The organism is Niabella aurantiaca DSM 17617, from assembly GCF_000374125.1.
Lineage (GTDB): Bacteria > Bacteroidota > Bacteroidia > Chitinophagales > Chitinophagaceae > Niabella > Niabella aurantiaca.
This window is the reverse complement of record NZ_KB893637.1, coordinates 372692-387994: the sequence shown is the minus strand read 5'-3', so window position 1 is coordinate 387994 and position 15303 is coordinate 372692. Positions and strand designations below refer to the sequence as shown.

The window sequence follows — 15303 nt, the reverse complement described above, 5'->3', positions numbered from 1 at the left end:
GATTAACTATTACAGTCTGCCTCACTTTCTGCAAGATACGTACAGCCATTTTTCTCTAAAGCTTCACAATCCCCAGATTCGCCTACGACATATCCGTCACAACAGTAGCACTGCATACCAGTTGTCGTAGTGGTCGTCGTTTCATCGAGGTTAGTTCCACCTAACACATTTTTCAATTGCGCTTTTGTAAGTAATTCTATACCTTCAATGTTTTGAAGGTTAAGTTTTAATTTTTTCATTTTTTTTGCTGAAATTAAATTGACAAGTTGAAGCTACAATCATTCATTCTCGTACATTCGGAATGATTTTTTCCATTCTCGTAATGACAAATAATAAAAAACAGGTTTAGTCTATCTGGATCAGTTTTACAAAACACTCTATTTTTCAATAGTTGCTAAGTTTTTTGCGAGAAACTCCTCCAACTCTGAAGGGGTTATATTTTTCTTTACAATACGCCCCTTCGAATCAATTAATAAATTAAAAGGGATTGCTTGAATCCCATATCTCAGGGCATTAGCGCTATTCCAAGGATATGCAAGATCTGACACATGAAGCCAGCCCTCCAGGTGATCTTTTTTAATGGCAGCTTTCCATTCCACTGGATATTGGTCCAGAGATACACCCAGAATTTTGAATCCTTTATTTTTATAGTTAGTTAAAATTACGTTCCATTTAGGATTCTGTGCCCTGCAAGGGACACACCAGGAGGCCCAAAACTCTACAAGCGTATAATTGACGCCAGTAGGTGTGTATATTAATGCCGCGGACTCGGGTGTCTTTCCTGACGGCAATGCAAACGCGTCTCCTTCTTTTAGCTTCACTCCGTTGAGCGCAGCTATCTTTAACTTCATATTTTCATAGTAGCCGCTTTCTACGGCCCGGCCGGTCATTTTATCCAGTATCTGCTGATACACATTGAGATTTTTAGCCAAATTTAAACTATCAACATCCAAAATTGCCAGCGCCGCAATTGGATTTTCAGGATGTTTGCGTGCGAAATCCCTTTTGGCTTTTAATAAAGTGGTATAGTTGCGTTGACGATTCAGTTCTTTGGCTTGCTTTTCAAATTCGCTATATATCTTATCTAAAACTGTGCTTTTCTGATATAAGCTATCCATAATTCTATAAACAGACAATTTGTTATACTGATCGTTCAGCTTTGAGATCTCCGCATACAATTTAGTATCCTCAGCATTTGAAGTAATATCCAGACCGAATACGCCCGATCTATAGTTGTCAAAATGTTTATAGTTTAAAATTTTGGGGACCGTTAGTCCTTTAACAGGTTCCAATCTATATTCGGACGATTGATCAGGATTGAGATAGATGTATGTAAATAATGCCGCTCCGGGGTGATCATTTTTCAAGAGTTTAACATTACCATCGCGTGATCTAGAATAAACAGGAGCACTTCCCTTTTTCAAGGGATAGCCAATCCCAATGGGATACGCTCCAGTCTCAATATTATCTAACCAAATATCTAACTTTCCATTGTTTAATGGGGTGTCTATTTTTAAAGGGATTATAAACACTTTGGCTCCCGGCAAATTGGGGAAATTTCCGAAAAGGTGTACCCGCTTATTGGTTTGTGCGCCACATTGGTGACCGATAAACAGAAGTACGAAATTTAATAAAAAAACTTTCACTGAATCCTCACAATGATGAATAGGGTTTAGCAGTCGATTGAAAAAGGCCATACGTTCATTTTTGGTTAGTATTCAAAAGGTCAAAAACAAGAGCGATCTCTCCCAAAATTTAGGCAACAGAAAACTCGCATTAAAAATAAATATAAAGTTTTTTACTTCCAAAAGAATCTCATATTTGAATAAACTTGGCCTATTGAGCAGATTATGAGAAATTCTCCTTTTTATAAGCAATTGAACGCAATGGATTGCGGTCCCACCTGCTTACGAATGATTTCCAGACATTGTGGGAAGCACTACAATACTGACACTTTGCGGCAAATGACCGGATTTAGCAAGCAGGGCACATCTTTACTAGGCATTAGCGATACAGCTGAGAAAATTGGCTTTCGCACCAGAGGCGTAAAAATTTTATTCGAGCAACTGGACAGGGCTCCATTACCCTGCACTTTACATTGGGACCAATATCATTTTGTGGTGCTGACAAAACTTACCAAACGAATCGCTCAAATAGCAGACCCGGCAAAAGGCGTAATCACCTTCTCAAAAGTGGATTTTTTAAACCATTGGATAAGTACACATAATACAACAAGCTCAAATGGACGTCCAGGAGAAGAGGCTGGCATTGCGCTGCTACTAGAACCTACGCCTTTATTTTATGAACTAGAAAGTCAAAAAGAACATAAGTTAAGTTGGGGGGTAGTATTGCAATACCTACGTTCAGTAAAATGGCCCTTGATGCAAGTGTTTATGGCGTTTATAGTAACATCATTAATGCAGTTGATTTTTCTCTTTCTTACACAAAGCATTGTAGATCCGGTATTAGCATAGAGAACCTCCAGTTCGTGATAGTAGTGTTAATAGCGCAGGTAATGTTGAGTTTTAGTCAAACAATAGTCGGGTTTATACGAAGCCGGTTAATGCTAAGGATATCCAATATTCTGAACCTTCAGAAAGATTGTATTATTCAATAGTAAAATCGACTTCTGTGAACAAATAAAGCAAAGAAAAGGGGCGGCAATTTTCCTGCACGCTAAAACATTGGATCCCCCACTCTCTCGGTCTTCGTGGCTACTTCCATTTTTTAGCTTCTCTATTCTGCACCGCGGCCGGCACTGTCCTGCAGCTGTTTCATTGCTGCGGCATACCGCCTTCCCAGCTCCCTGGCCGAGGGTGTGTCAAAATGAACCGAATCCCCTTTATGCATCAGTCCTTTGGCCGAAACCACTGCCGTGCCGGGTACCTGTTGTGGCAGCTGATCGATGATGGTATTGATGAGCGTGCCTTTCTTATTAAAATAGCCGATCTCACCCGCTACAAACGGCAGGTGCGGGTCCTTCAGATCCGTACGCAGGCGCGCCACCAGTTCCTCCAGCCGCGCCATGTATACGGCTGCATGCACCGTGTCATTATCCGATTCTCCCTGGTGCCAGAGCACGCCTTTTAATACCCCTTTTTGCATCGCAATACGGGCCCGCCTGAGGGCATCGTCATAGGGACGGGCCTTAAAATACCGGGCGTCGGGCTGCCACACCCTTATGGGCGAACCGCCCCAGGCGCAGGGGATCAAACCAATACGGACCTTCTTACCGGTCTTCAGCATTCCCGCAGCAAAAGCCCGGCCCGGCCCTACACCCGCCATCTTTGGCTTATCAAAATGCACGGGGTCCGTAGCCACCACCCATTGGTCCAGCGAATCCAGCATCAGGATCCGCGGATCTTCTTTTTTACCCGCTTCATCCAGAGGGCCCCTGCCCGCCATATTCGACTGCCCGATGAGCAGGTAGAGATGAAGGTCCGGATCTTGACCGTCTGACTGCGCCCCCGCCTTTGCCGAAACGGCCATGCAAAAAAACAAAAGTATCGTCTTCATTAAAGATCAATTTAAGACTATTTATCATTACTGCCCAACAAGAATCCTGTCGACCGAAACCCAATCACCACTGCTCCCCGATCTCCTCCCGCTTTTTTCTACCCAGTACCAGTGCTCCGCCAAAACCGTAACCGTCATGGTATAATGGTCATTGGGAAGCACCGGACTTAAAAATTTCAGGGCCACCGCCGGGTGCTTTGCATACATATCCACATTTGCATGCACCATGATCCGGCCCCTGCTATTCCGTATAACAACATCTGCATAGCCTCCGTCCGGGCGCGCCAGGCCATAAAAGCCCAGCCGTGTTGTTCTGGCGCTAACGGTAAACGAAGCGCCTTTTTTATCGGCGCTTTGATTTTTTAAGGTATCCCGCTGCCATACCCCCGAATAACGGATCCGCCTGTTATGCGCCGCTATTGCGCGTCCGGCAACAACCGCCGGCCCGTAGGCCCCCGTCTTCCCGTCTATTTCCCAGGCTTCATAAAATTCCGGTAATGCAAGGATATGCCCCGCTGCCTTTAGCGGCTGCCATACATAAGTAGCCGCCGAAGCCTGCCGGGGAAAGGACCAGCGGTCGCCCATAAACATAAACGTGGTCTGTTCCGTACCCGTAACCGGCAATACAAAAGTGGTTTGCGCATTCCAGGTAAGCGTGCCCGCCGGGGCTATATAACCCCTTTTCGTCCAGGGACCGCTAAGGGCGGTTGCCGTATAATAATAATTATCGTTCCGTTCCCAGCCCGTAAGGTCGGAGCCCAGAAAGTAATACAGACTGTCTTTCCGGAACAGGGCCGGCGATTCGAAGCCCCTGGCCATCGCCTTATTCACCTGTGCGGCGATGCTTTTATAATCGTCCGCAAGCCGGTAAATATCCCCGCCATGCAGCAGTATATAACCGCTGCCATCCTGATCGCGGAAGGCGCCCATATCCCATTTCCGGATGGGCTTTCCCTGAAACAACAACGGCCCCCGGAATGTATAAGGGCCGGTGATCGTTTTTGCCGTGGCGTATCCCACAAAGGGATCCCTGTAACCCAGTGTATCTGCATGCATATACAGGATGTATTCGCCTGTGGAAGGGCATTGCATTACTTTGGGACGCTCGCCTACACGGTTAGGTCCCAGCTTTCCGGAGGGCTGCAGCGGGAGCGCTACGGACTCAAATTTCCAGTTGTACAGATCTGCGGAAGAATAGCAATTGAACCCTGCAAAGGCATTGCTGGTATCGCTGTGGCGTTCACCAAATAAATAATACCGGCCGTTGTCTTTTACAATATTCGCTCCGTGGGCGCTTACGGTATTGCCGCTGTCGTCCAGCCAGGGCACACCGGAATAGATGGCAGGATACCGCCCCATTCGTTGCGCCTGAACGCCAGGGGCACATAACAGCAATAAGATCAAAAAGGAACATCTTAAAATATAGCGCATCAGGTTCATCATTTTATATGGCAGCGATGCCGCTGCGCCGGGTCAATTCCCATCCGGCTTTGTGGCATCCCTGCCCGGGCTTTGCGGCCAGTAAAAACCGGTATAGGCATCGGGTTTTGAAGGATCAAAGACGGGCTCCTCCGGTTTTAGCAGCCGGGCAAGATCCGGTACGCCTTTCCGGACGCCGGTCACCATCAGTTTGGCAACTTCATACGCACCAAAGGGACGGAAATGCGTGTTATCCGCGATCGCCTCTTTCCTGTTGGGGAACGCTCCGGCCGGAAAATGCGCAAAAGCAAGCAGCGATCCTTCCACCCCCATTGCCTCGAACATTGTTTTGCTCAGGGCATTCAGGTCAACCAACGCCACCTGCCGTTCTTTTGCCGTTTGCCGTACTGCTGCGGGATAATCACCTAAGGTTTCCTGGATCCGGCCACTGCTGTCAAACCGCCTCCGCTGTACCGACGTCACCAGCACGGGAACACCTCCTTTCTTTTTTACTTCTTCAATAAAGAACTCCAGGTCCCTTTTGTACGTGGTAAAGGCACCAACACCCCTGCCCTTTTGCTTTTGATCATTATGGCCAAATTCAACAAAGGCATAATCGCCGGGCTTCATCAGACTCAGCATTTTTGCAAACCGGCGGGCTGCGATAAACCCGCTCAGCGTTTCGCCGGATTCGGCAAGGTTCACAATGGCCACTTTCCCCGGCTGAAAAAAATAAGGGAACATCTGCCCCCAGGCGGAAAAAGGCTCACTGGGGCCATCTACCACCGTTGAATTTCCTGCCAGAAAAACCGACACGGCTTTTTTATTGGGAGTGATTTCAATGGCATTTACTTTGGGACTGCTGCCGTTGAATTCCAGGGTCAGTTTATTATCCCAGTGCAGATAGGCATACTCGCGCGCTTTAAGACGGACTTTGCGACTGGTGCCGGCGATCAGGCTGTCGCGGATATTTACGGTAAATGTGATCACCTTGTGCCTGCCCCGTTCCGTTTGCAGCCGGTTCACGAACATCCGCCGGTTTTCCGCGCGGACGGCTATGTCCGAGATCCCCCGGTCGTCCCCGGTCCAGATCTTTACATCATAATTCCCCTCAGGAAGCTTTACCGAAAAATAAAAAGGCTGGTGGCTGGTAACAAACCCGTCCGTCAATGCAGTTCTTCCTACAGAAGTATTGCTGACCACAGGGGTGCCCAGATCGATCCCATAGCCCTTTTGCTGGTCAAACCCGGTCCCCGGCAAAATTTTGATATATCCTCTTTCTGCCTTCCCTTTTCCAAAATCAAACTTAAAGGTCTGCGCGCGCAGCTGCGGACAAAAAAGCAGCGCCGCCAGGCAGGCAATACTATTCCCGTAAATGATCTGTTTCATCATGTTTATGTTTCATTTTTTTAATACCGACAAAAGAACAATCCCTATTCAATGCTGTTTCCTTAAAACCGCAGCTGCGCAGATTTAGTATCCGCTTTAACAGTAAAAATGTCGCAGAAAAGCGCCTCAGGCGCAATCAGTGTATCTGCGGCAACCATAAGAATCGTTTAAGGAAACGGTATTGAATCCCTTTTTGCAAATATGCCTTTGCTACCATATCCTTACCTGGTCTACAACAACGCCCTCATCCAGCGCTTTGATCGTTACCAGATGCTTCCCTTCCTTTACCGGCTTATGCCGGGTAGCGCGTTTGGCCTGGTTGCTCAACACATTTTCCTTCCATTCTTCGCTCCGGCCTTCTGTAGCATAATCCACTTCCTGAACCGGCCCGTCATCGATCCGGATCGCATAGCGGATCCGTTCACCTGCAACGGGATGATTGGGCGCAAGGGCCACTTCAACGGTGACGGCGCTACCAGCCGATGTAAAATCATATACAACGGAGCTGCCTTTTGATATGCTTACCGCGCCCCGCTGGTAGCCTAAACCATGCGCAACCGGTCTTTCCCCCGTATAACTCCTGTATGCGCTCCCATTCCATAAGAACCGGGGCCGGTTCTCTTTCACCATTGCCGCATCCGTTCCTGTATGGGTCAGTTTTTCAAAAACAGGAAGCGCCCGGGGATGGCTTGTCATGATCCCTTTCCATTTACCGTTATTGAGCGTATTGTATTGCCGGGTGAGCTTCTCAATGATCTCATAAGCCCTGTCGCTCAGGCTCCAATCAACTTTTCCATGTCTTGCCAGCTGGCCGTACAAAAATTTTTTATTCATTTCAGCAGCACCCCGCACGGGATATTCGATCAGTTGGAACCATGCGGCCCGCTTTTCCGCCGGTATCTTCCCCGAAAGCTGTACTACCCGGGCAGCAATACGGTCGTAATCACGGATGCGCCGGCGGATCTCCGCTTCGCTCCAGGGGAGGTCGGTAACCATTTTGTACGCCGGATCTTTTTCTTCGGTTCGTGTGCCGCCCATAAATTCAGGCTTGTGGATATAGGCCAGGCGATAGTATTCATTCATCACCGGCAGCAACGCTGTTGCAGCGGCCGCCCCAAATCCCCGGCTCAGCCACGCATATAAATGCTTGTCAAGGCCAGCTGCGCTGTTCCCGATCGACCCGATATCCCAGGCCATGTCCATGAACAGTTCGGTTAAATATTCTGCCGGTTTTATATCGCCCACGTTCAGCATCCACATCTTTCTTGCGCCCTTATTATAAGCTCGCTTCATTTGGGTGTATAGCTGTGCCGGATGATTGGTCGACAACCAGAGATAATCGTGTGGCCGTCCCCAATAGGAAACATGATAATACACGCCATTGCCTCCTTTCCGCGCCCGCTCCTGCTCATCGGGAAAATGCCGGATATATCCGTAATTGTCATCACACCAGATCAGGGTTACATCATCCGGCACTTTTAACCCGTCGTTATACACATCCAGCACTTCCTTGTAGGGAATAAACAGCTGCGGCACTTTGGTAAGATCCGGGTTCACATATGCTTTCAGCAATTCCCGTTGATCCTCCAGCACGTCAGCCAATACTTTTTTATGCTGCGGCAATGTTTTTACGCCCTGCATCATGCCATCATGCTTGCCCCGCAGGCCGATGGTATAAATATTATCGGCGCCTTTCAGTTCCTTTAAACGTTCGGCCCAGTAAGCAAGGAGTGCTTCTTTATTGGTTACATAATTGTACGGACCTTTGCCGGCAATATCCCATTCAGTAACGCTGTTGCGCATGAGGGGTTCGCAGTGCGAAGTACCTACCAGGATGCCGTATTTATCCGCCATTTCCTTATTGCCCTTGGTCAGATAAAAAGGCACGCTCACCTCGTGCATTGCCGGCCAGATCGTGTTCGCCCGCAACCGCAGCAACAGTTCAAAAATCTTTGCATAGGTCTTCGGGCCCATCGCCCCTTTTGTTTTTCCGACAGTGGGCAGGCCCGGCTCAAAGTTCTTACTGCTCCAGGGCATCAGGCCCCAATCCTCATCATTGATAAAAATACCGCGGTAGACGACTGAAGGATACTCCAGGCGGGTATATCCATTCTTTAAACGGAACACCGGTATTTTTTCAGCCGGCACATCGGCCCACCATTCCCAGGGCGATATACCGATCATCCGCGACAGCTCCAAAATACCGTAAGCGGTGCCGCGTTTATCGCTTCCGAGAATGTACAGCTGATCATTCTTCACCGTCATCACAAAACCTTCCGGGTACCGGCGTACCGATGCGGAGCTTACGGCTTTTTCAACAACAGGGCTTACCCCCAGCGTTCCGATAAAGATCTGCCCGCTGCGGGCGGGTACCAGGCGGCTTCCGAAAACATTTTTAAAGTCTTGCGTCAACATCTGAAGCGCCGTGTGCACTACCGGCGCCTCATCACCATCGAGCGATACCCGTACATCTGCACCCCTTCGAAAAATGATTCCGGCGTACGTATAAACCGGCAGCATTACTGCCAACAGAAGGCATACTGGTAATTTCTTCATGTTTTTATTTTATTTCCGGTTATCCTCTTTACCTGCCACCCAGCCCCGCTCCGGTTACCGACAGCTCCCCGCCATAGGGGTTAAAATCAAACAAGACCTTGTCCGCCGTTACCCGAAGCTTCAGCTTTTTCTTTCCCTGCCGGATCTTCAGGTTCCGGATCCCCTTCCCTTCTATAACACCGGTCAATGGTTCTGTAAAGAGCTTTTCATCCAGCTCCAACCGCGGCGTTATGACAAACCCGCCCCGCTTCGTTCTTATGTCGTATTGAAGCAGGTCCCGCTCCTTTGTATAGGCCGCTATATCATGAAAAGTGCCCACCCATATCTGGTCTTCCAGCGCTTTGACGCGTTCCAGGTGCTCCCATAAGATAGCGGCTGCCCGAAAATGATCATAGCCATAGGTGATCCCATGCGTCATGGTTACGCCCCACTCCCTGCTGCGCAGCAATGTGTCTACCCATTGCTGCAGGTTTTGAGGTGTCGATTTGCTGCCTACCGAATGCTGCACCGTTCGGGTACCCACCCGGTGCTCCGACGCCATGCGCACGCCCTCCGGTGTTTTTGCGTTGTTGGGATAACAGAAGGTGCTGGGCATAATGCCGATATGATGATAAATGGCGCTGTCGTTCCGGGCAATGTCTTCCCGGAGTTCCTCCAGGTTATATTTTCCGAAATTTTTATGCGCCCAGCCATGATTGGAGATTTCGTTCCCGTCCTTTGCCATTTCTTTCAGCTCCGCCCAGGTCATACGGGTAGTGTCTTTTATTGCACCGGCACCCGGATTGATCTTGCTGCCATTGATCCAGAACGTAGCGCGAAAACCCAGCGCTTTCAACTTTGGCGCTACCAGTGTATAGTGCTCCCTCAGCCCGTCGTCAAATGTATAGCTGATGGCACAGGTCTTATCATCTTTATATTTTGCGATGCGAAAAAGCAACGGATCCTCCTGCGCCCGGCAGCAGTTATGCCCCAAAGCCGTCATCATCAAAACCCAATAAAATCGATACATACTCCCATCAAATTTTGCGATCAATGCTGTTTTATTTTTCCGAAAGATCTTCGATCCGGAGCGTATGCCGGCCCGAACCGATATCCACTTTAACAAAGGCCCCGGACAGGGTTCCTTTCTGCACGCTGCCGTCTACCAGCAGCCGGTACTTTTTGCCGCTGAACGGCAGCCATACTTCTGCCGTTGTATTGGCGGGGATCGCAGCCTGCAGTGCAAAGCGCACGCCGGGGTCATTTACGAATGAAACCCGGATATCGCCGCGTATGGAAGGCATTTTTAATGACGCTTCGCGAAGCGATGCCGGCCGGGGCCGGATGCATATTTTTTCAAACCCGGGTTCCGCAGGTGTTACACCCATAAGCCGGCCCGGGATGATATTTGCGGGGGCGGCACCCCAGGCATGGTTCCAGTCCTGGTTGGGCTTGTACCTGTTGTCCCAGGCCTCCATCGTTATGGTAGAGCCGGCCCGGATCATATTATACCAGCTGCGTTCGCCGGTTGACGAAAGCAACGCCAGGCCATATCCCGCATCGTCCGCTTCATACACCGCATCCAGCAGGAACTGTGCTCCATAAACGCTGCAGGCCATTCTTCTTGACCGGATAAATGCAGCAACCTGTTCGATGTTCTTTTCCGGCACCATGTCAAATGCAAGAGGGAACATATTTGCGTGCAGCGAACTGTGATCCGTTTCTACCCCATCCTTATAGTGCCCCTTCTTTGGATCAAAAAGCAGGCGGTTAAATTGTTTTTTAACATTTCCGGCTGCGGCTTCGTAAAATTGCTGATCGCGTTTCCTGTTCAATACACCGGCGATCCGGCTCATTAAACGCAGCGCCTCGTAATGGTAAGCATTCACCACAGTATTGTAGGTGGTGAAAACATATCCGTCGGCCTCACCGCCCTGCTCTTTTTCATTTCCTGCATTGCCGCTTTGCGGCCAGTCGACGATATCCCTCAGTGCTTTGCCTTTAAAATGAATGGAGCGGTAGAATGCGGTGGTCATCTTCCCCGTTCTTGTAGATATCAGCCCGTTGTCCTCCTTCAGGGCCAGCAGCGTTTTGGCCTTAAGGTCGTCATAATACTGTTCCAGAAAGTCCTTGTTGCCCGTGAACCGGTAATCATTCCATGCCATCAGCACCGGCTGAAGATTCCACTCCGTTGGCCAGGTGGCATTATACAGGAGGTATTCCAGTGTATGGCGCGCCATTGAAAACTCACGGTCCGCATAATAATGGCAAAGCTGGTTGATCAGGGCATCCGCCTCATAAGGCAGGCGTTCCCGGTCGCCATCCACATAGGTACCCAAAAACGAGGTAGCCTTTACCGAATACCGGCAAAGGTCCCATACGTTGTTCAGCACAGAGTCTGAAGAATGAAAGGCAGCGGCCCCATCGTCAAAGGGATAATGTACGCTTTGCCTGACGATGTCTTTATCCGTTACCGGCGGGATATAATTGCAGATCTCGCCATACCGGAAGGGAAACACTTCCCCGATATAGGCGGGCATAAAAACCGGGTCCACCCCGCTTTCATTCGCCTTCCGCCGGGTGTTCCTTCCGTCCGGCCGGAATTTGATCGTATAGGTATGCACCCCCGCTATCAGCGGCAGCTGATATACCGTGTACCGGACGGAGCCGCCGGGCTTCCGGTCTACCCGCCCATTTACACTGTGTTCCCCCAGGTGAATGGTAACGGTATCCTTCCCGCTATCGGACCTCAGCGTCAGCCGTAGCTTTCCGAAAGCCGCCTTCCCGAAATCAATAAACGTGCTCCCCGGACCGATCGCCTTCACTTTAACAGGATATTCATCGGTGATCTGCAGCGGATATTGCGCCGTTTTGCCATCCAGCTCCCGGGCAGTGATGAAACCTTTTATTTCCGAAAAGGGGCTTTCCACGCCGTGATTATCCCAGGTCTTCACGTTCCAGTAATAGATACGGGAGGGCTGCAGTGGTGCTCCCTCAAATGGAACGGCAACCGAGTGACCGCTCTTCACCTTGCGGCTGTCCCAGATATCCGCCTCCCCCTTTGCCAGCTTTTCCCGGGAAGAAGCCACCTGGATCCGGTAGGCTGCCTGCAGCGTGTTGGAAGCACCGCTGTTCACCACCCAGCTAAAAGAGGGACGGGCGCTCCGGATCGCAGCCACCTGGTACCGTTCGATGGCCGTTCCGGCTTCCTGCAGGGACAGGGTGGTCAGGTAGCCATCCAGGAACACCCGGTCCGTATGCTCCAGCAGCTCCGTTCGTAAGCGGGACGGCGCCTGCGCATGGCTTAACAGCGCAGAAAGGGCCATTATGAAAAAAAAGACGGTACGCATCATCAATATTCGGTTTCAGGCAATTCTTTTGTTCTCTTTAAAATCCTGTATCCGGGAACAGGCTATTTTGCCCGTTCATAGATCTCTGCTTCAATGATGCTTAAAGCGCCTTTTGCATGCGCATCATCCCGGGCCACCCCATCCCCCAGTTTTTTTCCTCCAACTTCCACTTCTTCATTGGCCTTTCCGGATGCATTGCCCGCCAATTGTATCTTCACCTTCTTTCCCCGGACCGGCGTACATTTTATCGTATAATACCCAAGGGTTGGCTGCGTTCTGCCGTTAAAAACCTCCTTGCCATCAACCGTAACAAGAAGCGGGTAGGTCTTGGTGCGGAAGTTGTTCAGTTTTAAAGAGACTTCATCAATGGTAGCGGTCCGGGCCAGCTCGTATTCAATCCAGGCATTGGCAAGCTTCCCGTCATTTACCCAATCGGTGCGCTCATTATCATCATAGCTGAGCCCCGCCCTGTCTGCATTTGCACCCGCGGCGGCGGCCCTTACCGGTACGGACCTGCGTACAACGGAATAAGAAGGGGTCAGCGGGGTGGCGCCCCTTGTGAGCAACGAGGGCAGCCCATCGGCGGGCAACAACTCTGCCAACCCGCCCGTTACCGGTACTGCCCGGGTATGAAGCCGGATAGCAGCGGGTTTCAGACCATCCGCCGTTGCCTGAACGGTTATGGTACCGGGTGTGCCGGTTGAACGGATAAGAAAACGGTTCACACCTCCTTCTACCGGGAATTCTTTTTTCAGGATATAGTTATCCGGTCCCATTGCCATGCCCCCACGCCATTCACCCGGACCGTTCATTTTATAACGGATCCTGTTCAAAGCCGTGGGACAGCGACGGCCGCTGGCATCCACCACTTCCACTTCTACCAATGCCATATCATGCCCGTCTGCACGAAATGGCGTGGGCCGTTTTACCTGGGTAAGACGCAAAGCCGCCGGCTCTCCGGTGGTCCTGATCTCGTCGGTACAAACGCGTTTGCCCTGCGCATCATAGCCGGTTGCCGAAATGGCTCCCGGTTGCCATGCAACATTTTTAAAGATAAAGATAAAACCATCACTTTGCAAACCATACCCCAGCGACCGGCCATTGATCTTCAGTTCTACCTTGGGAGCGGAAGCGATCACATACACATCTTTTTTTACGCCGGGCTTGTAATTCCAATGCCCAACGATGTGCATGCGGTATCGTTCGGGAACCACCCAGCCATCCCACATGACCTGGTTGGCATAAAAATTCTGTTTGCGGATACGCAGCGCATCCACCTCTCCGCTCCTGCGGTAGTTTTCCTCGCCACGGTGGTGGGTATTGGTCTCTGACCAGACAATGTTTACACCGCCGCTGCTGACCCGGCGGCCGGTTCCGGGGCGCTCGCGCCAGAACTCGTACCAGCGCTTTACATTCTCCAACGCGTGCGATTCCATGTTACGGTTATAACCGGCAGCCTTTTGCCCGTTATACAGGGGGCCATCGCCGTCTTTATGATAGGGCGGCGTCCATTCATCCCAATATTTTCGCGATCCTTCATCCCGGGAGTACTCCATTGCCCACAGCGGGATATGCGCACTTTTATTGGTATAAAGCATCTCACCGCCATACTCGGCTGTTTTACTGTCCAGCATCTCCCGGCTGCCGATTGCCCGTCCCCCATGAGGATCATACGCATCGCGGATCGCCTTCATTTCTGCCATATGCACTTCGCTGATGCCGTGGTTCCCGCACTCATAAAAAATAATGCTGGGGTTGTTCCGGTTGTAAATGATCGCATCGCGCATCACGGCTTTACGCTGTTCCCACCGGGTGCCTTGCACATCGGCTTCGGCGTCACCCGCCGGCATGGCCTGCATCAGGCCCACGCGGTCGCAGCTTTCCACATCCTGCTTTGCCGGTGTGATGTGCATCCACCGCACCAGGTTCCCGCCCCCTTCCACCATCAGGCCATTGCTGTAATCGCTCATCCAGGCAGGCACAGAAAGCCCGGTGGCAGGCCATTCGTTAGATGTGCGCTGCGCATACCCATGCACCATCATGACACGGTCGTTCAGGTAGATCATGCCATTTTTGAACTCCGTTTTCCGGAAGCCCGTTTTGGTGATTACCCGGTCAACCGGCTTATTGTTTACCAGCAGGGTGGTTTGCACATCATACAAATAACCATAGCCCCAGCTCCAGAAATGCAGACCGCGCACCGTTGCAGCAGCGCTTACGGTTTTCATTTCCCCCGGCCGGATCAGAACCGTTTCTCCCTTAAAGGACCCGACCGTCTTTCCATCCGGATCCACTACCGCTACTGCATAGTCCACCCTTTGCTCCTTTGCCGTTTCGTTCTTTATTTCTGAAGACGCATGAATACCGGCCGTCTTTCCCCGGATATCAAAACCGGTTGCATAGATGTACACACCGGTCGTTTTCAAACCCGAATACAGGGGAAGCGTCTGGTACAGCCGGGGAGCGATATGCAGGTATACATTTTTAATGATGCCGCCATAATTGGCGTTAAAATTTTTATCCTCCCACTGAAATTTGGTGTTCGTTGCCCTTTCGCGATAATCCCAGGAATTATCGATACGCGCCGCAAGGATGTTCTCCTTATCAAACCGTACCAGGTCGGTAATATCAAAGCCAAAGGCCATAACACCGTTCTCATGAATGCCAACCAGCTTGCCGTTCACATAGAAGTCACCAGCCTGGCGGATGCCTTCAAATTCTATAAAGACCTTCTGTCCGCGGGCCGAGGCCGGAAGTTTAAAGTGTTTGCGGTACCATACGATGCCCGTTGACAATTCCCTGATATCTTTTTTAAAAGCTTCATCTTCGTTCCAGGCGCGGGGCAGCGTAACCTGCTGCCATCCGTTGTCGTCATATGCAGCAGCCTCGGCTCCGGAAAGATCTCCCATTTGGAATTTCCAGGAAGCATTAAAATCATACTTTGTCCTCGGCTGTGGCTGCGTCCATGCTGTAAATACGGCTGCCAGGAAAACAATAGCCGCGATGATCCTTTTCTTCACGTGTCGTTTATTTTAGATTTTGTTTGTGAACCTCATTATTCTTTATGATGATTCGTGTGGACACCATAGCGCAG

Annotated in this window: 10 protein-coding genes; 1 reads left to right on the top strand and 9 read right to left on the bottom strand. The window is 50.3% G+C overall.

Annotated features, from left to right (window positions below; genetic code table 11):
- Positions 1-2 precede the first annotated feature (2 nt).
- Together B160_RS0115320 and B160_RS30715 are read right to left on the bottom strand one after the other, a co-directional pair.
- The gene (locus B160_RS0115320) at positions 3-239 is read right to left on the bottom strand and encodes a hypothetical protein (RefSeq protein WP_018628811.1); all 237 of its coding nucleotides are present in this window, start codon (positions 237-239) and stop codon (positions 3-5) included.
- A gap of 138 nt (positions 240-377) precedes the next feature.
- Positions 378-1697 carry a TlpA disulfide reductase family protein gene (locus B160_RS30715; RefSeq protein WP_018628810.1) on the bottom strand — a complete coding sequence of 440 codons (1320 nt, stop codon included), beginning with the start codon at positions 1695-1697 and terminating at the stop codon, positions 378-380.
- A gap of 153 nt (positions 1698-1850) precedes the next feature.
- Here B160_RS30715 and B160_RS0115310 point away from each other — a divergent pair, with 153 nt between their 5' ends.
- Entirely contained in the window at positions 1851-2474 is a 624-nt protein-coding gene (locus tag B160_RS0115310) for a cysteine peptidase family C39 domain-containing protein (protein ID WP_018628809.1), read from the top strand.
- 262 nt (positions 2475-2736) lie between these two features.
- Here B160_RS0115310 and B160_RS0115305 read toward each other — a convergent pair whose 3' ends face one another.
- From B160_RS0115305 to B160_RS0115270, 7 genes are all read right to left on the bottom strand, one after another.
- Positions 2737-3516, bottom strand: a complete 780-nt coding sequence (locus B160_RS0115305) for a sialate O-acetylesterase (protein WP_018628808.1) — start codon at positions 3514-3516, stop codon at positions 2737-2739.
- Between the two features lie 27 nt (positions 3517-3543).
- Positions 3544-4947 carry a family 43 glycosylhydrolase gene (locus B160_RS0115300; RefSeq protein WP_211218082.1) on the bottom strand — a complete coding sequence of 468 codons (1404 nt, stop codon included), beginning with the start codon at positions 4945-4947 and terminating at the stop codon, positions 3544-3546.
- Between the two features lie 42 nt (positions 4948-4989).
- Positions 4990-6327: a rhamnogalacturonan acetylesterase gene (locus tag B160_RS0115295; protein WP_245562227.1), complete on the bottom strand. Its 1338-nt coding sequence runs from the start codon at positions 6325-6327 to the stop codon at positions 4990-4992.
- A 207-nt stretch (positions 6328-6534) separates the two neighbouring features.
- Positions 6535-8880: a glycosyl hydrolase 115 family protein gene (locus tag B160_RS0115285; protein ID WP_026309799.1), complete on the bottom strand. Its 2346-nt coding sequence runs from the start codon at positions 8878-8880 to the stop codon at positions 6535-6537.
- 28 nt (positions 8881-8908) lie between these two features.
- Positions 8909-9889: a polysaccharide deacetylase family protein gene (locus B160_RS0115280; RefSeq protein ID WP_018628803.1), complete on the bottom strand. Its 981-nt coding sequence runs from the start codon at positions 9887-9889 to the stop codon at positions 8909-8911.
- 31 nt (positions 9890-9920) lie between these two features.
- Complete coding sequence (locus tag B160_RS29270) at positions 9921-12212, bottom strand: alpha-L-rhamnosidase-related protein (RefSeq protein WP_018628802.1); 2292 nt, start codon at positions 12210-12212, stop codon at positions 9921-9923.
- Positions 12213-12271: 59 nt separating this feature from the next.
- Positions 12272-15229 carry a DUF4982 domain-containing protein gene (locus B160_RS0115270; protein ID WP_018628801.1) on the bottom strand — a complete coding sequence of 986 codons (2958 nt, stop codon included), beginning with the start codon at positions 15227-15229 and terminating at the stop codon, positions 12272-12274.
- Between the last annotated feature and the right edge of the window lie 74 nt (positions 15230-15303).